The sequence below is a fragment of the Pseudaquabacterium inlustre genome (assembly GCF_038066595.1).
Lineage (GTDB): Bacteria > Pseudomonadota > Gammaproteobacteria > Burkholderiales > Burkholderiaceae_C > Pseudaquabacterium > Pseudaquabacterium inlustre.
On the sequence record NZ_JBBUTH010000004.1, the window covers coordinates 525,808 to 545,560 of the forward strand.

Annotated in this window: 14 protein-coding genes and 2 riboswitches; of the genes, 3 read left to right on the plus strand and 11 right to left on the minus strand. The window is 71.4% G+C overall.

The features are described from left to right. Window positions 1-13: 13 nt before the first annotated feature. The 5 genes from AACH10_RS10360 to gcvT form a co-directional block, all read right to left on the minus strand. On the minus strand, window positions 14-2,332 hold the full coding sequence (locus AACH10_RS10360; RefSeq protein ID WP_341410312.1) for a methyl-accepting chemotaxis protein: 2,319 nt from the start codon (window positions 2,330-2,332) through the stop codon (window positions 14-16). A 154-nt stretch (window positions 2,333-2,486) separates the two neighbouring features. Beyond that, a complete protein-coding gene (locus AACH10_RS10365) occupies window positions 2,487-3,878 on the minus strand; it encodes an L-serine ammonia-lyase (protein WP_341410313.1) in 1,392 nt (463 codons plus the stop codon). A gap of 30 nt (window positions 3,879-3,908) precedes the next feature. Further along, window positions 3,909-6,839 carry an aminomethyl-transferring glycine dehydrogenase gene (gene gcvP, locus AACH10_RS10370; RefSeq protein ID WP_341410314.1) on the minus strand — a complete coding sequence of 977 codons (2,931 nt, stop codon included), beginning with the start codon at window positions 6,837-6,839 and terminating at the stop codon, window positions 3,909-3,911. Between the two features lie 169 nt (window positions 6,840-7,008). Next, complete coding sequence (gene gcvH, locus AACH10_RS10375; RefSeq protein WP_341410315.1) at window positions 7,009-7,383, minus strand: glycine cleavage system protein GcvH; 375 nt, start codon at window positions 7,381-7,383, stop codon at window positions 7,009-7,011. Window positions 7,384-7,442: 59 nt separating this feature from the next. Further along, window positions 7,443-8,567, minus strand: a complete 1,125-nt coding sequence (gene gcvT, locus AACH10_RS10380; protein ID WP_341410316.1) for a glycine cleavage system aminomethyltransferase GcvT — start codon at window positions 8,565-8,567, stop codon at window positions 7,443-7,445. Between the two features lie 59 nt (window positions 8,568-8,626). After that, a riboswitch (glycine riboswitch) is annotated at window positions 8,627-8,752 on the minus strand. Between the two features lie 12 nt (window positions 8,753-8,764). Further along, window positions 8,765-8,855, minus strand: a riboswitch (glycine riboswitch). Window positions 8,856-9,026: 171 nt separating this feature from the next. Between gcvT and AACH10_RS10385 the strand changes: the two genes are divergently transcribed. From AACH10_RS10385 to AACH10_RS10395, 3 genes are read left to right on the plus strand one after another with little or no spacing between them, the layout of a single operon-like run. Next, on the plus strand, window positions 9,027-12,032 hold the full coding sequence (locus AACH10_RS10385; RefSeq protein WP_341410317.1) for a hybrid sensor histidine kinase/response regulator: 3,006 nt from the start codon (window positions 9,027-9,029) through the stop codon (window positions 12,030-12,032). Next, window positions 12,029-12,517, plus strand: a complete 489-nt coding sequence (locus AACH10_RS10390) for a CoA-binding protein (RefSeq protein WP_341410318.1) — start codon at window positions 12,029-12,031, stop codon at window positions 12,515-12,517. The genes AACH10_RS10385 and AACH10_RS10390 overlap by 4 nt, the downstream gene beginning before the upstream one ends. Beyond that, window positions 12,514-13,815, plus strand: coding sequence for an O-acetylhomoserine aminocarboxypropyltransferase/cysteine synthase family protein (locus AACH10_RS10395; protein ID WP_341410319.1), 1,302 nt, complete (start codon window positions 12,514-12,516; stop codon window positions 13,813-13,815). Before AACH10_RS10390 ends, AACH10_RS10395 begins: the two co-directional genes overlap by 4 nt. Here AACH10_RS10395 and AACH10_RS10400 read toward each other — a convergent pair. From AACH10_RS10400 to AACH10_RS10425, 6 genes are all read right to left on the minus strand, one after another. Beyond that, entirely contained in the window at window positions 13,804-15,024 is a 1,221-nt protein-coding gene (locus AACH10_RS10400) for a CaiB/BaiF CoA transferase family protein (RefSeq protein ID WP_341410320.1), read from the minus strand. The two genes, AACH10_RS10395 and AACH10_RS10400, sit on opposite strands and share 12 nt — an antisense overlap. Next, the gene (locus tag AACH10_RS10405) at window positions 15,021-16,241 is read right to left on the minus strand and encodes an ABC transporter substrate-binding protein (RefSeq protein WP_341410321.1); all 1,221 of its coding nucleotides are present in this window, start codon (window positions 16,239-16,241) and stop codon (window positions 15,021-15,023) included. The genes AACH10_RS10400 and AACH10_RS10405 overlap by 4 nt, the downstream gene beginning before the upstream one ends. Before the next feature lie 118 nt (window positions 16,242-16,359). After that, entirely contained in the window at window positions 16,360-17,337 is a 978-nt protein-coding gene (locus tag AACH10_RS10410; protein ID WP_341410322.1) for a branched-chain amino acid ABC transporter permease, read from the minus strand. 21 nt (window positions 17,338-17,358) lie between these two features. After that, the gene (locus tag AACH10_RS10415) at window positions 17,359-18,231 is read right to left on the minus strand and encodes a branched-chain amino acid ABC transporter permease (RefSeq protein ID WP_341410323.1); all 873 of its coding nucleotides are present in this window, start codon (window positions 18,229-18,231) and stop codon (window positions 17,359-17,361) included. Between the two features lie 15 nt (window positions 18,232-18,246). After that, on the minus strand, window positions 18,247-18,963 hold the full coding sequence (locus tag AACH10_RS10420) for an ABC transporter ATP-binding protein (protein ID WP_341410324.1): 717 nt from the start codon (window positions 18,961-18,963) through the stop codon (window positions 18,247-18,249). After that, window positions 18,963-19,751 carry an ABC transporter ATP-binding protein gene (locus AACH10_RS10425; protein ID WP_341410325.1) on the minus strand — a complete coding sequence of 263 codons (789 nt, stop codon included), beginning with the start codon at window positions 19,749-19,751 and terminating at the stop codon, window positions 18,963-18,965. The genes AACH10_RS10420 and AACH10_RS10425 overlap by 1 nt, the downstream gene beginning before the upstream one ends. Window positions 19,752-19,753: the final 2 nt, after the last annotated feature.

Below are 19,753 nucleotides of genomic sequence, written 5' to 3' on the forward strand. Positions count from 1 at the left end.
GCCGCGTGCGGCCTCAGGCCGGCACCGACTCGTGCCGGTAGACGCCGCAGCCCACCACCTGGCGCGCGTCCAGCGGCAGCACGTACGAGGCCTTGGGCTGCACCGCGCCGGTCTGCGGGTTGACGATGTCGTACTCGACCCAGCCGCCGCCCTCGGGCACGGCCCAGATGTCGGCGACGAACCGGTCGCCGTCGATGCCGGGGATCTCGTGCACGCGCTTGCCCTCGTTCTCGGGCTTGGCGCCGTGCAGCACGTAGCGGCCTTCGCGGTCGATGACCCAGACGTAGAGGTCGCGGTCGACGAAGCCCTGCTCGGCCGAATGCAGCGCCGCTGCCGCGCCCGAGAGGCCCTGGCTCTTGATCAGGGCCAGCGCGCGCGTCACCAGGCTGCGGGCCTCGTCGGCGCTGCCCTGGCGCAGGCGGATCGACGCCACCGCGCCCGACAGGCGCTGCGCGCGGTCGACCAGCTCGTGCGAGGCCACGGTGGACACGTCCACCATCGCCGCGTTCTCGCGCGTGATCTCGTCCAGCGCATTGACGCTGGCCGACATCTCCTTCAGGTCGGCGCTCTGGCGCGTGCTGGCGGCGGCGATCTCGCGCAGCGCCAGCGACACCTCGCGCACGCCGCCGACCAGCGACTCCAGCGCGTCGCCCACCTGGCGGGTGCGCGCCACCGAGGCGTCGACCTGCTCGGTGGAGCGGGCGATCAGCGTGCGCACCTCGCCGGCCGCGGCGGCCGAGCGCTGCGCCAGGCTGCGCACCTCGGCGGCCACCACCGCGAAGCCGCGGCCGGCCTCACCGGCGCGCGCCGCTTCCACGGCGGCATTCAACGCCAGGATGTTGGTCTGGAAGGCGATGCCGTCGATGGTGCCGATGATCTCGCCCACGCGGCGCGAGCCGGCCTCCAGGTCGGCCATCGAGCCCACGGCCTGGTGCATGGCCTGGCCGCCGTCCTCGGCCTGCTGGCGCAGGCGATCGGTCAGCTCGCTGAGGTGGTTGGCCGACTGCGCGTTCATCGCCACGGCCTCGCTGAGCTGGCCCACGGTGGACACGGCCTGGCGCAGGCTGGCGGCCTGGGCGTCGGTGCGGATGGCCAGCATCTGGCTGCTGTTCGACACCTGCTCGCCCGACATGCCCACGCGCACCGCGCTGCTGCGGATCTCGGCCACCATGGCCGATAGGCGGTTGTTCATGCGCTCGACCATGCTGCCGATCTGGCTCAGCTCGTCGCCGCCGCGGATCTCGATGTGGTGCGACAGGTCGCCCTCGGCCACCTTGTCCACGCCGGCATGCAGCGCGCGCAGCGCGCCGTGGAAGCTGACGTAGAAGGCCAGCGCCAGATAGGCGGTCAGCGCGATGCCCAGGCCGGCGATGCCCAGGTGCAGGAAGGTGCTGCGCCACAGGCCGGCCTCGCGCGTGGCCAGGGCGTGCTGCAGCGCGGCCATGGCCTGCGTGTTCAGCGCGCGGGTGTTGCCGATGGCCACCGTGGCCGCGTCGAAGAACGGGCCGGGCTCGCCCTCGATGGCCTCGGCGCCGAACACCTTGCGCAGGCGCTCGGCCAGGGCCTGCGACTCGTCGCGCGCGGCGGCCCAGCTCTCGGGGGCGGCATGCCCGGTGCGTGACAGCGCGCCGATGCTGAAGGCCACGTCGTCGAGCTGGCGGCGCAGCGTGTCGGCGCGGCCGATCAGCGTGGCCCGCTCGCCCGCGCCGGCATCGCCGCGCGCCAGCACGGCCGCGCCCTGGCCGCGGGCGGTGGCCAGGGCCTCCAGCCAGGGCACCATGCGCTGCACGCTCAGGTCCATCAGGTAGTAGCTGGCGGCTTCGGGGTCGAGCAGCAGGCCCGAGCGCTCGCCCACGTGCAGCACGGCCTGGCGCAGCAGTTCCACCTGGGTGCCGTACTGCGCGAACAGCACGTCGCGCCGGCCTTCGCCGGGCTTCTCGGCCAGCGCACGCGCGGCGTCGCGGGCCTGGGTCCACTGTGCGGGCAGGTCGAAGCCGCCGCTTTCGGCGTGGGTCTGGTCAACGCGTGCCAGCGCCTCGGTCAGGGCACGGGCCGCATCGGGCAGGCGGCCGCGCGCCGCGGCATCGCCCGACAGCGCGCGCATGTTCAGGTCACGCAGGGTCTGCATCGCCGTGACCGCCTCGATCAGTGTGGCCACCACCCGCGCCCCCGACCGCTCGAGCTGCACCACGGCCAGGTCGGCCGCGGCGCGCTGGCTGGTGGCCAGCAGCGTGACCAGCATCGGCACCGCCAGCAGCAGCCCCATCAAACCCATCTTCACGGGGATGTTCAGGCGACGCATCAGCTTCACGCCGGGTCGCAGAGGGGACATTCGCCAACGCTGGGCGCTCGAGGTCATGGCCAGTCTCCGGAGGTCGGGCAGACGCCGGCCGCACGGCGGCCCAGCATCCCGGCCATTCTGGGCAGCCGCAGGGGCGCTCGATCGACCGAACTGGCGGTCTGGGCGGGGGCTTTTCGCGCCCCGATCAGCATTCGACGATGTTCACCGCCAGGCCGCCGCGGGCCGTTTCCTTGTACTTGGTGAGCATGTCGGCGCCGGTCTCGCGCATGGTCTTGATCACCTGGTCGAGGCTGACATGGTGGCTGCCGTCGCCGCGCAGCGCCATGCGCGCAGCGTTGATGGCCTTGACCGCGGCGATGGCGTTGCGCTCGATGCAGGGGATCTGCACCAGGCCGCCCACCGGGTCGCAGGTCAGGCCCAGGTGATGCTCCATGCCGATCTCGGCGGCGTTCTCCACCTGCTCGGGCGTGCCGCCCAGCACCGCGCACAGTGCGCCGGCGGCCATGCTGCAGGCCACGCCCACCTCGCCCTGGCAGCCCACCTCGGCGCCGCTGATGCTGGCGTTCTCCTTGTAGAGGATGCCGATGGCCGCCGCGGTGAGCAGGAAGTCGCGCACGCCGGCATCGCTGGCACCGTGGGTGAAGCGGCGGTAGTAGTGCAGCACCGCCGGCACGATGCCGGCCGCGCCGTTGGTCGGCGCCGTGACCACGCGGCCGCCGGCAGCGTTCTCCTCGTTGACCGCCAGCGCGAACAGGTTCACCCAGTCGAGCACCTGCAGCGGGTCTTTCAAGGCTGCGGTAGGGTCGGCGGTGAGCTGGCGCTGCAGTTCGGCCGCGCGGCGGCGCACCTTGAAGCCGCCGGGCAGCACGCCCTCGGTGGCACAGCCGCGGGCCACGCAGGCCTGCATCACCTGCCAGATGCGGTCCAGCCCGGCGTCGATCTCGGCATCGGCGCGCCAGTGGCGCTCGTTGGCACGCATCAGCTGCGCGATGCTCCAGCCCTGGGCCCGGCACAGCGCCAGCAGTTCGGCGGCGCTGCGGAAGGGGTGCGGCAGCACCGTGGCATCGGGGGCGATGACGCGCTGGCGCGAGCCATCGGCCGCCACCTCGTCACTGACCACGAAGCCGCCGCCCACCGAGTAGTAGCGCCGCGTGTCCAGCTCGGCCCCCGCCGCGTCGAAGGCGGTGAACTCCATGCCGTTGGCATGGAAGGGCAGGCTCTTGCGCCGGTGGTAGACCAGATCGGCGCGCTCGTCGAAGGCCAGCGCGGCACCCCAGGGCAGCGGCAGCCGGCCGCTGCCGCGCACGGTGGCCAGGCGGGCCGGGATGCCGTCCACGTCCACCGTGTCGGGCTCGTCGCCCATCAGGCCCAGCAGCACGGCGGTGCCGCTGCCATGGCCTTTGCCGGTGGCCCCCAGGCTGCCGTACAGCTGGCACTGCACGCGCGCCAGCCGTGGCGCCAGGCCCTGGGCCTGCCAGCGCAGCACGGCCATGCGCGCGGCGCGCATCGGCCCCACCGTGTGGCTGCTGCTGGGGCCGATGCCGATCTTGAACAGGTCGAAGACGGAAAGCGCCATGGGCAGCGTGCTCGCGGTGGGGTCAGCGGGTCAGGCTTCGGTGTCCAGCTCGCTCAGCGGCACGCACGAGCAGAACAGGTTGCGGTCGCCGTAGACGTTGTCGATGCGGCCCACCGGCGACCAGTACTTGGCCGCCTTGAGGCTGGGCAGCGGCCAGGCCGCGTCCTCGCGGCGGTAGGCGTGCATCCATTCGCTGCCACCCACGGCGGCGGCGGTGTGCGGCGCGTGCTTCAGCGGGTTGTCGTCCTGCGGCCAGGTTCCGGCCTCCACCTTGGCGATCTCGCCGCGGATGGCGATCATCGCGTCGCAGAAGCGGTCGAGCTCGGCCTTGGGTTCGCTTTCGGTGGGCTCGACCATCAGCGTGCCGGCCACCGGGAAGCTCAGCGTCGGCGCATGGAAGCCGTAGTCGATCAGGCGCTTGGCCACGTCCTCGGCGCTGACGCCCGAGCTGTCCTTCAGCGGGCGCAGGTCCAGGATGCACTCGTGCGCCACGCCGCCGCCCTTGAGCGCCGGCACGTTGCTGGAGTAGTGGATGTCGTAGTGCCCGGCCAGGCGGGCGGCCACGTAGTTGGCCGACAGCACGGCGTTCTCGGTGGCGGCGGTCAGGCCGTCGGCGCCCATCATGCGGATGTACATCCAGCTGATCGGCAGCACGGCGGCATTGCCCAGCGGCGCGGCGCTGACCGCGCCGGTGGACTGCTCGCCACCGATGCCGCCGGTCTTGTGGGCCGGCAGGAAGGGCACCAGGTCGTCGACCACGCACACCGGGCCCACGCCCGGGCCGCCACCGCCGTGCGGGATGCAGAAGGTCTTGTGCAGGTTCAGGTGGCTGACATCGCCGCCGAACTCGCCCGGCGCGGCCAGGCCCACCAGCGCGTTCATGTTGGCGCCGTCCACGTACACGCGCCCGCCATGGCGGCGCACCGTGGCGCACAGGGCCTTCACCTCGGCGTCGTACACGCCGTAGGTGCTGGGGTAGGTGATCATCATCGCGGCCAGCTTGTCGGCGTGCTGGGCGCACTTGGCTTCCAGGTCGGCCAGGTCCACCGCGCCGTTGGCATCGCACTTCACCACCACCACCTGCATGCCCACCATCTGGGCCGAGGCCGGGTTGGTGCCGTGCGCCGATTCGGGGATCAGGCAGATGGTGCGCTGGTGCTCGCCGCGGCTTTGGTGCCAGGCGCGGATCACCAGCAGGCCGGCGTATTCGCCCTGCGAGCCAGCATTGGGCTGCAGGCTGATGCCGGCATAGCCGGTGGCCTCGCTGAGCCAGCCGCACAGCTGGGCGTTCAGCTCGGCATAGCCGGCCAGCTGCTCGGCCGGGGCGAAGGGGTGCACGTTCGCGAATTCCGGCCAGGTGATGGGGATCATCTCGCTGGTGGCGTTGAGCTTCATCGTGCACGAGCCCAGCGGGATCATGCTGCGGTCCAGCGCCAGATCCTTGTCGGCCAGCTTGCGCAGGTAGCGCAGCATCTCGGTCTCGCTGTGGTGCGTGTTGAACACCGGGTGCGTCAGGTAGGCCGTGGTGCGGCGCAGCGCGTCGGGGATCAGGTCGGGCGCGGCGGCCAGCGCATCGACGCTGGGCAGGGTGCGCGCGTCGTCGCTGAAGATGCGCCACAGCAGCGCCAGGTCGTCGCGGGTGGTGGTCTCGTCCAGCGTGACGGCGATGTACTCGCCCCAGCAGCGGCGCAGGTTGGCGCCCAGGCTCACGGCGCGGGCCATCAGGCGGTCGGTGTCGGCGCCGGTGCGCAGGCAGATCGTGTCGAAGGCGCCGGCGTTCAGGTGGTGGGTCTGGCCCAGGTCCACGCCCAGCTCGCGCAGGCCGGCGACGAAGATGCCCAGGTAGCGCGCCACGCGCTGGGCGATGCGCTTCAGGCCCTCGGGGCCGTGGTACACGGCATACATGCTGGCCACCACGGCCGGCAGCACCTGGGCGGTGCAGATGTTGCTGGTGGCCTTCTCGCGGCGGATGTGCTGCTCGCGCGTCTGCAGCGCCAGGCGCATGGCCGGCGCGCCGTGGCTGTCCACGCTCACGCCCACCAGGCGGCCGGGCATGGCGCGCTTGAAGTCGTCACGGCAGGCCATGTAGGCGGCGTGCGGGCCGCCGGCACCCATCGGCATGCCGAAGCGCTGGGTGCTGCCCACGGCGATGTCGGCGCCCATCTCGGCGGGCGTCTTCAGCACCGTCAGCGCCAGCAGGTCGGCCACCAGGATGAAGGCGGCCTGCTTGCCGTGCACGGTGGCCGCGTCAGCGCTCCAGTCATGCAGCCAGCCGCTGCTGGCCGGGTACTGCGCGATGGCGGCGAAGTAGTCGTCGCCCGCCAGCGCGGTGGCCCAGGCCTCGGCCGAGTCGGCCTGCTTCAGCGTCAGGCCCAGCGGCTCGGCGCGGGTGGCCAGCACCTCCAGGATCTGCGGATGCATGTCGCCCGAGACGACCAGGGTGTTGCCCTTGGCGCGCACGCTGCGCTTGGCCAGGGTCATGGCCTCGGCGGCTGCGGTGGCCTCGTCCAGCATCGAGGCGTTGGCGATCGCCAGACCGGTGAGGTCGGTGATCAGGGTCTGGAAGTTCAGCAGCGCCTCCAGCCGGCCCTGCGAGATCTCGGCCTGGTAGGGCGTGTAGGCGGTGTACCAGGCCGGGTTCTCGAGGATGTTGCGCAGGATGACGCCCGGCGTGTGCGTGCCGTGGTAGCCGCAGCCGATGAAGCTCTTGAGCACCCGGTTCTTGGCGGCGATGGCGCGCAACTCGGCCAGGGCCTGGGCCTCGGTGGCCGGGGCCGGCAGGTCCATCGGCCGGCTGCGGGCGATGGCGGCGGGCATCACCGCGTCGATCAGCGCGCGGCGGGAGGCGGCGCCGATGGTGCTGAGCATCTGGGCCTGTTCGTCGGCGTCGGGGCCGATGTGGCGGGCGGTGAACTCGGCGGCGTTCTCGAGTTCGGCGAGGCTGGGCAGGGCGGGGGTCATCGGATCACCTCGGGGCGGGCAGGGCGGTCGGGCAGGGCGGTCAGACAGGCGGTCGGGCCGGCGTTCAGGCATGCGGCGGCGCGGCTCGGCGCGCATCCGGTCGGAACGGCGCCGTTCACGGCTTCGGCAGGGTGGGGCGGCGCCGCGGGCGGATGCGGCGCCGCGGGCTTCACAGCGTCTTGAGCAGCGCGTCGTAGGCCGGCGCGTCCATCAGTTCGTCGAACTGGGCCATGTTGCCCACGCGCACCTTGAAGAACCAGCCTTCGCCCAGCGGGTCGCGGTTGGCCAGGGCCGGGTCGGCGCGCAGCGCCTCGTTGACCTCGACCACCTCGCCGTCCACCGGCATGTAGATGTCGGCCGCGGCCTTCACCGACTCGACCACGCCCGACACCTCGCCGCGGTTGTAGCTGCGGCCCACCTCGGGCAGATCGACGAAGACCACGTCGCCCAGCGCATCCTGCGCATGCAGCGTGATGCCGACGACGGCGGCCTCATGGTCCTCGATGTTGATCCATTCGTGCTCGGGGGTGAACTTGGTGGTCATGTGCGCGCTCTCGTGGGGCGGTGGGTGGAACGAAGAAAGGGGAAAACGGACGACGCGGCTCAGCCGCGGTGGTAGCGGTGCGGCGCGAAGGGCATGGGCGACACGCGCATCGGCAGGCGCTTGCCGCGCACCTCGGCATACACCTCGTGGTGCAGCGCGCCGTGGTTGGCGGCCAGGTAGCCCATGGCCACCGGCTGGCCCACGGTGGGGCCCAGCGTGCCGCTGGTCACGCGGCCCAGCGGGCGGCCATCGGCATCGACCAGCGGCGCGCCTTCGCGCACCGGCACGCGCTCCAGGCCCACCAGGCCCACACGGCGCACGCCCGGCGGGGTGCTGAACTGCGGGCCGATCACGTCGGCACCGGGGTAGCCGCCTTCGCGCTCGCCACCGGGGCGGCGCACCTTCTGGATGGCCCAGTTCAGGCCGGCCTCGATCGGTGTGGTGCGGGTGTCGATGTCGTGGCCGTACAGGCACAGGCCGGCCTCCAGGCGCAGCGTGTCGCGCGCGCCCAGGCCGGCGGGCTTGACCTCGGGCAGGCTCAGCAGCGCACGGGCCAGGGCTTCGGCCTGGTCGGCCGGCACGCTGATCTCGAAGCCATCCTCGCCGGTGTAGCCCGAGCGGGTGACGAAACAGTCGGCGCCGGCCAGCGTGAAGTCGCCGCCGGTCATGAAGGTCAGCGCGGTCACGCCCTCGTTCAGCCAGCGCAGCGCGCTCACCGCCTGCGGGCCCTGCAGCGCCAGCAGCGCGCGGTCGGGCAGCGGCACCACGGTGCAGCGGTGGCCGATGTGGGTGATCAGGTGGCGCGTGTCGGCGTCCTTGCACGCGGCGTTGACCACCAGGAACAGGTGGTCGGCACGGCGCGTGACCATCAGGTCGTCGAGCAGGCCGCCGGCGGCATTGGTGAAGAAGGCGTAGCGCTGCTTGCCCGGCGCCAGGCCGACGATGTCCTGCGGCACCAGGCTTTCGAGTGCGGTGGCCGCCTCGTCGCCCAGCAGCTTGAGCTGGCCCATGTGCGAGACGTCGAACAGCGCCGCGCCTTCGCGGCACTGGCGGTGCTCGGCCAGGATGCCGGCGGGGTATTGCACCGGCATGGCATAGCCGGCAAAGGGCACCATCTTGGCGCCGAGTTCCAGGTGCAGCGCGTGCAGCGGGGTGGTCAGCAGGTCGGCGGCGGGAGCGGACATCGCGCAAATCCTTTGGCGGCGAGGGGTTCAGGCACCCATCCGGCCACACCGGATGGGAAAGACCCCTCGCTGTCCGCTTTACCTGAGAGATTGGCAGCCGCGTGGTATGCGCCGACCGCTTGCCCCTTCGGTGGACGTGCTGCGACGCGCTGGGCGTCGGCCCGCCTCTCTCCAGTGAGGAACGCCCCGCTTTCGCAGCGCGCCTGCCAGTCCTTTTGCCTGAGCGTTCGAGGGGGTGCCTCTGCGCCTTCGGCGGCCCCTGGTGGGGCTCTCTCCTGGCAGGCGCGCAGTGTAATGCACTGCGCCGCCCATGGCGCACCCATGGCGCAGCGTTGCCGCCGCGGCGCCCACCCGCTTCGGCGTCCCCCGGACATGGGGCGTGCGGCCACCGCACCGGGTCGGGACCGGTGCAAAGCGGCGATGATGTCGGCCGTTCCTGCCGCGAGCTGTATTGCGCCCATGCCGGCCCCGCCCCCCGCTGTCCGTTCCACCGTCGCCGGCGCCGCCGTGCAGGCCGAGCCCGGCGTGCGCCCGGCGCTGGCCGCGCTGTGGCGCAGCGTGGGCCGGACGCGCGGCGTGGTGGTGGCCAGCGCGCTGAGCCTGCTGGCCCTGGGGCTGGCATTGCTGGCGGCGCGTGCGCTGCCATTGGACGCCTGGCTCGACCACCGCCAGGACCTGCAGGCCGCCTGGCTGGCCCCCGCGGCTCCGGCCGACGCCGCGCGGGTGGTGGATGTGGACGAGGACAGCGTGCGCCGCATGGGCGCCTGGCCGTTGCGCCGCGATGCCTATGTGCCGGCCGGCCGCTGGTTGCTGGCACACGGCGCCCGTGGCGTGGCCTTCGGGCTGATGCTGGTGGATGCCAAGGACGGCGACGCGGCGTTCGCCGAGTGGGTGGCCAGCGCGCCGGCGCCGGTGCTGCTGGCCGCGCGCAGCGTGGCGGGCGAGGGCGACGCGGCCGCCGGCATGCTGCTGGCGCCGCCCGGCTGCGTGCCGGCGCCGGTGGCGGGCTGGCAACTGCCGCACTGGGCTGCTGGCGGCGCAGCGGCGGGCGCCCTGGCACGGGTGGGGGCCCTGTCGGTGCCGGTGGATGCCGACGGCGTGCTGCGCCATGTGCCGCTGTGGCAGCAGGCGGGCGACCTGGCGCTGCCCTTGCTGCCGATGGCGGTGTGGCAGGCCCTGCATCCCGGCCAGGCCCAGGCCATGCGCTGCGTGCGCCGCGATGACCAGGTGCTGGTGCAGACCCCCGCCGGGCCGCTGTGGACGCTGGACGCCGAGCAGCGCCTGCGGCCCTGGCTGGCCCGGCCCGACAGCGTGCCGGCGCCGCTGGCGCTGTGGCGCGTGGATGCCGCGGCGCGGGGGCTGCTGCCCGACGACGAGGCGCAGGCGCTGGCGGCCGCGGTGCGTGGCCGTGTGGTGTTCATCGGCGCCAGCGCCGCCCTGGGGGGCGAGGTGCTCACGGCGCAAGGGCTGCGCAGCGCCACGCAGGCGCTGGCCGCGCTGCACGACGCGATCGACAACAACCGCCTGCTGGCGGCGCCGCGCCCGGCGGTCGACGCGGCCCTGCTGGCGCTGGGCCTGCTGCCCTGGCTGGTGTGGGCGCTGCAGGGCTGGCGCCAGTCGCCGCCACGGGCCTGGCCGGTGCTGCTGGCGGCCGCCGCCGGCGGGGTGCTGCTGCTGGTCATCGACACCGGGCTGGTGGTCTGGCGCGGCCAGCTCAGCCACATCGGGGCACCGCTGGCCCTGCTGCTGGCCATCGGCGGCCTGGCGGTGTGGCACGCGCAGCGGCATGCCGCCCGCGAGACCCGCCGGCTGCGCCTGCAGCACGCCGCGCTGGAGGCGGCCAACCAGGTCAAGAGCGACTTCCTGGCGCACCTGAGCCACGAGATCCGCACGCCGCTGAACGCGCTGCTGGGCGCGGCCGAGATGCTGTCGCAGACCCGGCTGGATGCGCAGCAGAAGCGCCATGTCGCGCTGTTCGGCAATGCCGGGCAGGACCTGCTGCACATGCTCAACGACCTGCTGGACCTGTCCAAGAGCGAGGCCGGTCTGCTGACGCTGACGCGCCACCCGTTCTCGCTGCCGCGCCTGGTGGCGCAGCAGGTGGCGCTGTTCGAGGCGCGCGCGCAGCAAAAGGGCCTGGCCCTCGACGTGGAGACCGATCCCGACCTGCCCGAAACCGTGGTGGGCGACGCCATGCGCGTGGGCCAGGTGCTGCGCAACCTGCTGGGCAACGCGGTGAAGTTCACGCCGGCGGGCACGGTGACGCTGCTGGTCGGCTTCGGCCGCAACCGCCAGCATGTGCGCTTCGAGGTGCGCGACACCGGCGTGGGCATCCCGGCCGACCGGCTGCAGCGCATCTTCCTGCCCTATGTGCAGGCCGATCCGCAGGCCGCGCAAAGCCTGGGCGGCACCGGCCTGGGCCTGGCCATCTGCAAGCGCATGGCCGAGGCCATGGACGGTGAGATCGGGGTCGTCAGCCGCGAGGGCATGGGCTCGTGCTTCCATGTCGAGCTGCCGCTGCCGGCCACTGCCGCGGCACCTGAAGGGCCGGTGACGCTGCCGCACGGCGTGCCGCCGTCGGTGGTGCCTGCCGGCGCGGTGGCGCGGGCCGGGCGCAGCGTGGTGCCGGTGCTGGCCGCCGACGACAGCCCGCACAACCTGATGCTGCTGCAGGCCTTTGCCGAGGGCACCGGCTACCGCATCGACGGTGTGCACGATGGCGGCAGCGCGGTGCGCCGTTTCGAGGCCGAGGCGTACCGCATCGTGCTGCTCGACCTGAACATGCCGGCGCTGTCGGGCCTGGACGCGGTGCGCGCGATGCGCGCCGTGGAGCGCCGGCGCCACCGCAAGCCGGCGCTCATCGTCGCGGTCAGCGGCCAGGCCGACGCGGCTGATCTGGCCGCCGCGCGCGAGGCCGGCTTCGACGCGCACTTGGCCAAGCCTTATTCGCGCGCCCAGTTGCTGGGCCTGATGGCGCGCACCCGCACCGCCGCCGATGCCGCCGGCAGCACGCTGCCGCCCGACGGTGGCGGCGACGCCCGCCTGCGCGCGCTGGAGGCCCTGCCCGACAGCGACCTGCCTGGTGCGCTGCAGCGCCTGGGCGGCCTGCCGCTCTACGACCGCGTGCTCGAGGCCGCCTGCGAACCGCTGCTGAAGTTCGATCAGCGCCTGACTCGATCGATCGACGCCGTGCCCTGCGACATCGACCGTGCGCATCGCCTGGCCCACGACCTGAAGTCGCTGGCCGCCACGCTGGGCCTGCCGGGCCTGGCCGAGGATGCCAAGGCGCTGGAACTGGCGCTGCGCGACACCGTGTCGCCCGGCGAAGACCCCGCGGTGCGGCGGGCCCGCCGCGCGGTATCGTCGCGGCTGGCTGGCGTGCGCGAGGTGCTGCTGGCCGGCGGGATGCAGGGGCCGGGCACCGGTCGCGTCCCGCCCCACACCGATCCGGGGCTGCATGCATGAGCGATGAGGCAATGGGCGATGGCCTGGGCGAGGCCGCGCTGAGACAGATCCTGCGCAGCGCGCGCACCATTGCCGTGGTGGGCCTGTCGGCCGAATGGCACCGCCCCAGCTACTTCGCCGCCAGCTACATGCAGGGCAAGGGCTACCGCATCCTGCCGGTCAACCCGCGCTATGCCGGCGGCCAGGTGCTGGGCATGCCGTGCGTGGCGCGGCTGGAAGACCTCACCGAGCCCGTCGACATCGTCGACGTGTTCCGCAAGACCGAGGATGTGCTGCCCATCGCCCGCAGCGCCATCGCGCTGGGTGCGAAGTGCCTGTGGCAGCAACTCGGCGTGGCCAACCTGCAGGCGCATGACGAGGCCCGCGCCGCCGGCCTGGCCAGCGTGATGAACCGCTGCGTGAAGATCGAGCACGCGCGGCTGTTCGGCGGCCTGCACTGGGCCGGCGTGAACACCGGCGTGATCTCTGCCAAACGTCCGTCATGAGCGACCATCAGTTCCGCCCCGAAACCCTGGCCATCCACGCCGGGCAGATCCCCGACCGCGAGACCGGCGCGCGTGCGCTGCCGATCTACCAGACCACCAGCTTCGTGTTCGATTCGGCCGAGCATGCGGCGGCGCTGTTCAACCTGCAGACCTTCGGCAACGTCTACTCGCGCCTGAGCAACCCCACGGTGGCGGCGCTGGAAGAGCGCGTGGCCGCGCTGGAAGGCGGCCGCGCCGCCGTGGCCAGCGCCTCGGGCATGGCCGCCGAGGCCATGGCGCTGATGACCCTGCTGCAGGCCGGCGACCATGTGGTGGCGGCCGGGGCGCTGTATGGCGGCTCGGTGACGATGCTGGCGGTGAACCTCGCCAAGTTCGGCATCGAGACCAGCTTCGTCGACGCCACCGATCCGGCGGCCTTTGCCGCGGCCATGCGGCCCAACACGCGCGCCGTGTTCGCCGAGAGCCTGGGCAATCCCAGCCTGGTGGTGCTGGACATTGCCGCCGTGGCCGATGTGGCCCATGCCCATGGCGTGCCGCTGATCATCGACAACACGGTGCCCAGCCCGTACCTGTGCAACCCGCTGGCACTCGGCGCCGACATCGTGGTGCATTCGGCCACCAAGTACCTGGCCGGCCACGGCACCACGCTGGGCGGTGTGGTGGTGGATGGTGGCCGCTTTCCGTGGGACAACGGCCAATTCCCGGGCATGACCGAGCCCTCGCCCGGCTACCACGGCGTGAAGTTCTACGAGACCTTCGGCGACTTCGGCTTCGCCATGCGCTGCCGCATGGAGACGCTGCGCGTCTACGGCTCGGCGCTCAGCCCGATGAGCGCCTGGCAGATCCTGCAGGGCGTGGAGACGCTGCCGCTGCGCATGGAACGCCACTGCCGCAATGCGCTGGCGGTGGCGCGCCACCTGCAGCAGCATCCCCAGGTGAGCTGGGTGAACTACCCCGGCCTGCCCGAGCACCCGCAGCATGCGCTGGTGCAGCGGCAGATGCGCAACGCTGACGGTGTGCCGGGCGCCTCCGGCCTGCTGGCCTTTGGCGTGAAGGGCGGGGCGGCGGCGGGCGAGCGCTTCATCGGCGCGGCGCGTTTCATGAGCCACCTGGCCAACATCGGCGACACGCGCACGCTGATCATCCACCCGGCCAGCACCACGCACCGGCAACTCAGCGAAGAACAGCAACTGGCCGCCGGCGTGCGGCCCGACATGGTGCGCCTGTCGGTGGGCCTGGAGCATGTGGACGACATCCTGTGGGACATCGACCAGGCGCTCGCCGCCTCAGCCGGGTAGTTTCAAGACCCCGGATGCCAGCAGCGCGTCGATGCGCGCGCCGTCGAAGCCCAGTTCCTCCAGCACTTCCAGGCCATGCTCGCCCAGGCGGGCACCGCCGCGCTCGGGCGCCATCGGCTGGCCGTCGAAGCGGGCACCGGCGCGGGCCAGGCGCACGCGGCCGATGTCGCCATGGTCCAGCGTCACCACGGCCGCGTTGTGCTGCACCTGCGGATCGGTGAGCACCTGCGGGCGCTCGTGGATCACGCCCATCGGCACCCCATGCTGGCGGCACAGGGCTTCCAGCGTGGCGTTGTCGAACTGCAGGAACAGCGGCTCCAGCGTGGCGCGCAACTCCTTGCCGTGGCGGTAGCGCAGCGGCAGGCTGGCGAAGCGCGGGTCGTCGGCAATCTCCGGGTGCCCCAGCACCGTGCACAGCGCGCGGAACTCGCTCGGTTGCGGCACCATGGTCGTCACATGGCCGTCGGCCGTCTTCCAAGGCCGCTGCGTGGCGCCGAACTCGGGGAAGGGCGCCGGCGCGTCGTCGATGAACACATGGTTGTACATCGCGTCGGGCCACTGGAAGGCCAGCGTGGCGTCGAGCATGGCCACCTCCACGCGGGCGCCGCGGCCGCCGCTGCGCTCGCGGCGCAGCAGCGCGGCGGTGATGGCCTGCGCGGCGGTGAGGGCCGTGACCTTGTCGCTCACCGTGCTGGCCAGCACCACCGGCGCGCCGGTGGCGTAGTCGCGCTGCGAGGCGGCCACGCTGCCGAGTGCCTGGATCACCGCGTCGTACGCGCGATCTCCGGCGCGCGGGCCGTCGGGCCCGAAACCGGTGACCGACACATGGATCAGGCCCGGAAAGCGCTCGGCCAGCAGGGCCGGCGCCAGGCCCAGGCGTTCCATCACGCCGGGGCGGAAGTTCTCCACCAGCACGTCGGCGCGCGCGATCATCGTCAGCAGGATCTCGCGCGCCTCGGGCGACTTGAGGTCGAGTGCGATGCCGCGCTTGCCGCGGTTGGCGGTGATGAAGGTGGCCGACAGGTCGCCCTTGGCCGGCCCGATGGCCCGGGTGGTGTCGCCCTCGGGCGACTCCACCTTGATGACCTCGGCGCCCTGGTCGGCCAGCAGCGCCGTGGCCATCGGCCCGGCGAACACCGAGCTCAAATCGACAATACGGATGCCGGCCAGCGGCTTCATCACATCCACCCCGGCCGGCTGCCCGATCATTTGCCGTAGACCTTGCCGAAGCGCACCCAGGTCTTGCCGTCGAACTTCGACAGCTGTTCCTTCTCGACCGGGTAGAAGTCGTCCGGGCCGGTCTTGATCTCCACGCCCGGCAGCAGCATCGGCACGTTCTGCATGTTCAGGTTGGCGGCCTGGCGCATCACGTTCTCGCGCGTCAGGTTGTCGCCGCACTGGCGCAGCACCTGGGCCATGGTCAGCGCATGGGTCCAGGCGGTGACGTTGAAGGCATTGGTCAGGTCGCCGCCGGGGTAGTACTTCTTCATCCAGTCGGTCCAGGCCTTGAAGTCGGCATCGTTCACCCAGGCCGGATCGGTGGGGTCCTTCAGGTACTGGGTGGTGATCAGGCCCACCGAGTTGTCCAGGCCGGCCGGCTTGAGCACCGAGCCCACCGAGGCCGACACGCTGTTCAGGTAGTGCGCGTCGAGCTTCCAGCCGATCTCGGCCGCCTTCTTGATGGCCTGGGCCGCGAACTTGGGCGTGGTGATGTTGAAGAACACGTTGGCGCCCGAGTTCTTCAGGCTGACCATCTGGCTGTCGACCGTGGGGTCGGTGACCTCGTAGCTGACCTTCGAGACGATCTGGCTGGTCTTGGCGCCCAGGCCTTCCTCGAAGCCCTTCAGGTAGTCCTTGCCGTAGTCGTCGTTCTGGTAAAGGATGCCGATCTTGGCGTTGGGGAAGCTTTCCAGCAGGTGCTGCGCGTAGATGCGGCCCTCGCCGGTGTAGGGCGGCTGCCAGCCCATGGTCCAGGGGAAGTTCTTCGGATCACCCCACTTGGCGGCGCCGGTGGCCACGAACAGCTGCGGCACCTTCTTCTGGTTCATGTACTTGTGGATGGCGCTGTTGGGCGGCGTGCCTAGCGGCGCGAACACCAGCAGCACCTCTTCCTCCTCGACCAGCTTGCGCGCCTGCTCCACCGTCTTGGCCGGGTTGTAGCCGTCGTCCACGCTGATGAACTTGACCTTGCGGCCGTTGATGCCCCCCTGCGCGTTGACCATGTCGAAGTAGGCCTGCATGGCCTTGCCGATCACGCCGTAGGCCGAGGCCGGACCCGAGTACGGCATGATGTTGCCGATCTTGATTTCCTTGTCGTCGGCACCTGTGTCGTACTTCTTCTGGGCCAGTGCGGCACCGCTCAGGGCGGCGGCGGCGAAGGCCACGGCCGTGGCTCGGATCACGAAGTTCCTGCGGGCAGAGGTCATGGATCAAGGTCTCCTGGTCGGGAATCGATCGGGTGGTTGGCGTGCATCGGTGCAGCCGGTGTGTGCACCGACACAACGCCTTGATTGAAACGCGCCACCGGGCGGTGGCGCGACAGGGTCAACCCCGAGCCGGGGCCGGGCGCAGGCGCGCCCACAGCGAACGCAGCAGGCCCATCACGCCCGAGGGCATCAGGTACATCAGCAGGATCAGCACGGCGCCGTAGATCGCCCACGGCGCCGACTTGGAGATCTCGTCGGCGATGTTGGGCACGAACTGGATGAAGGCCGCGCCGAAGATGGCGCCGGGGATCGACGCCAGGCCACCCACCACCACGCCCACCAGGAAGGTGATCGACAGGAACACCGTGAAGCTGTCGGGCGAGACGAAGGCCACGCAGATGGCGCCCAGGCCACCGGCCACGCCGGTGAAGGCGGCCGACACACCGAAGGCCATGCTCTTGAACAGCGGCAGGTTGATGCCCATGGCGGTGGCGGCGATGGGATGGTCGCGGATGGCGATCAGCGCGCGGCCGATGCGCCCGCGCAGCAGGTTCCAGGCGATCAGGAACATCAGCGCGGCGACGATCAGCGTGAAGAAGTACAGCCAGCGGTCGGCCGACAGCGGCTGGTTCAGGAAGCGGAACTCGAACGGTGCGTCGGGCTTGCTGAGCACGATGCCCTGCACGCCACCGGTCAGGTGCTCGATCTTCTTGTACTTCAGCAACTGCGGCACGGCCAGCGCGAAGGCGAAGGTGGCCAGCGCCAGGTAGTGCCCGCCCAGCCGCAGGGCCGGAAAGCCCATCAGGAAGCCGAGGATGAAGCACACCAGGGCCGAGACCGGCAGCGTGGCCCAGTAGGGCCAGCCGGCCATGCTCATCAGCATGGCGGCGGCGTAGGCGCCCACCGCGTAGAAGGCGCCGTGGCCCAGCGAGATCTGGCCGTTGAAGCCGGTCAGCAGGTTCAGGCCCAGCACCGCCACCGCATACACCAGCACCAGGTTGAACTGGAACACGCGGTAGTTCTTGAACAGGAAGGGCAGCACCAGCAGGCCGGCGGCCAGCAGCACCATCAGGACGATCTTGAGGGTCTTGTTCATGTCGAGTCTCTTTGTGCCGCGTCAGACCCGCGTGACCACGTGCTTGCCGAACAGGCCGTTGGGCCGCAGCGTCAGCGTGCCGACGATCAGCACCAGCGCCACGCTGAGCTTCAACTCGGTGCCGATGACGTAGGCGCCCAGCAGGTTCTCGAGCACGCCGACGATGAAGCCACCCAGCACCGCGGCGCCGGGGTTGTCGATGCCGCCCAGCAGCGCCGCGGCAAAGCCGTACAGCAGGATGCCGCTCATCATGTTGGGGTCAAGGTAGACCACCGGCGCCACCATCATGCCGGCCACCGCGCCGATGGCCGCGGCCAGGCCCCAGCCCACCGCCAGCATCCAGCTCACGCGGATGCCCACCAGGCGCGCCGACTCGGGGTTCTGCGCCGCTGCACGCATCGCCAGGCCCACGGGGGTGAAGCGGAAGAACGCGTACAGCGCGCCCAGCACCGCCAGCATCACCAGGGCCGAGCCCATCTCGTGCGCGCTGAACAGCTTGTTGGCCAGCGCGCCCTTCTGGTCGAAGGGGCTGGGGAAGGCCTTGATCGTGTGCTCGAAGATCCAGCCGGCCAGCGAGTTGAAGATCACCAGCAGGCCGATGAAGACGATGACGTTGGTGAGCACCGGTGCCTTCTCGACCGGCCGCAGGATGATGCGCTGCACCGCCACGCCGGCCACGAAGCTGATGGCCACGGTGGCGAAGAACGCGCCCCAGTACGGCCAGCCCGCCTGGATCAGCGCCCAGGCGATGAAGGTGGAGAACGTGGCCATCTCGCCCTGGGCGAAATTGATGTGGTGCGTGGCCTGGTAGATCATCACCAGGGCCAGGGCCACGCTGCCGTAGATGCAGCCGTTGGCCAGGCCCGAGGTGATCTGGTGGAGGAAGGCTTCCATGTTGGTCAGAACCTCTCAGTAACCCAGGTAGGCGCGGCGGACGGATTCGTCGCGCTTGATCTCTTCGGCCGGCCCCGACAGCGCCACGGTGCCGGTTTCCAGCAGGTAGGCGTGGTGGGCCAGGTCGAGCGCCAGGTTGGCGTTCTGCTCGACCACCAGCATGCTGACGCCGTCTTCCTCGTTGATGCGGCGCATGATGCGGAAGATCTCGGCCACGATCAGCGGCGCCAGGCCGAACGAGGGCTCGTCCAGCAGCAGCAGGCGCGGGCGCAGCATCAGCGCGCGGCTGATCGCCAGCATCTGCTGCTCGCCGCCCGACAGCGTGCCGGCCTGCTGGTGGCGTCGCTCGGCCAGGCGCGGGAAGCGCTGGTAGGCCTTGTCGATGTCACCGGCCACCTCGTGGCGGTCACGCCGCGTGTAGGCGCCGAGCTTGAGGTTGTCTTCCACGCTCAGCGCGGTGAAGGTGCCGCGGCCGTCGGGCACATGGGCCACGCCCATGCGCACCACGCTCTCGGTGCCCTTGCCGATCAGCGACTGGCCGTCGAGCGTGAGGCTGCCCGAGGTCTTGACCATCTGGCAGATGGCGCGCAGCGTGGTCGTCTTGCCGGCGCCGTTGGCGCCCAGGATGGCGGTGATCTGCCCGGGCTCGAGCGAGAAGTCGACATCGAACAGCACCTGGGTGGCGCCGTAGCTGGCGCACAGCTTCTTGGCTTCAAGGAGTTTGGCGGCCATCACACGGTCTCCGCGGGTGCGCCGAGGTAGGCGGCGATGACATCGGGGTGGCGCTGGATCTCGGCCGGCGTGCCCTCGGCGATCTTCTTGCCGAAGTTCAGCGCCACGATGTGGTCGGACACGCTCATCACCAGGCTCATGTGGTGCTCGACCAGCAGCACCGTCATCTTCAGGCGGTCGCGCACGTCGGTGATCAGCCGGCCCAGATCGGCCAGCTCCTCATGGTTCAGGCCGGCGGCGGGCTCGTCCAGCAGCAGCAGCTTGGGGTCGGCGGCCAGTGCGCGGCCCATCTCCACGCGCTTTTGCGTGCCGAAGGGCAGGTCGCCGGCCGGGCGGTCGGCCACGCTGGTGAGCTCGAGGTACTCCATGATCTCGTCGGCGCGCTGGCGCAGCCGGCGCTCCTCGGCGCTGACGGCCGGCAGGCGCAGCGCGCTGGCGATGAAGCCCGAGGCCGAGCGCGAGTGCGCGCCGATCATGATGTTGTCGCGCACCGGCAAGGTGCGGAACATCGCCAGGTTCTGGAAGGTGCGGCCCATGCCGAGCGTGGCGATGCGGTGCGTGGGCATGGCGGTGATCGACTCGCCGTCGAAGACGATGTCGCCGGCCTGGTAGGCATACAGCCGCGACAGGCAGTTGAACAGCGTGGTCTTGCCCGCGCCGTTCGGGCCGATCAGGCCGCACACCTGGTGCCGCGGCACGTCGAAGCTCACGCCGTCGAGTGCGACGATGCCGCCGAAGCGCACCGTCACACCGCGCACGCTGAGGAGGGGGCCTCCGTTGTCTGCCATCT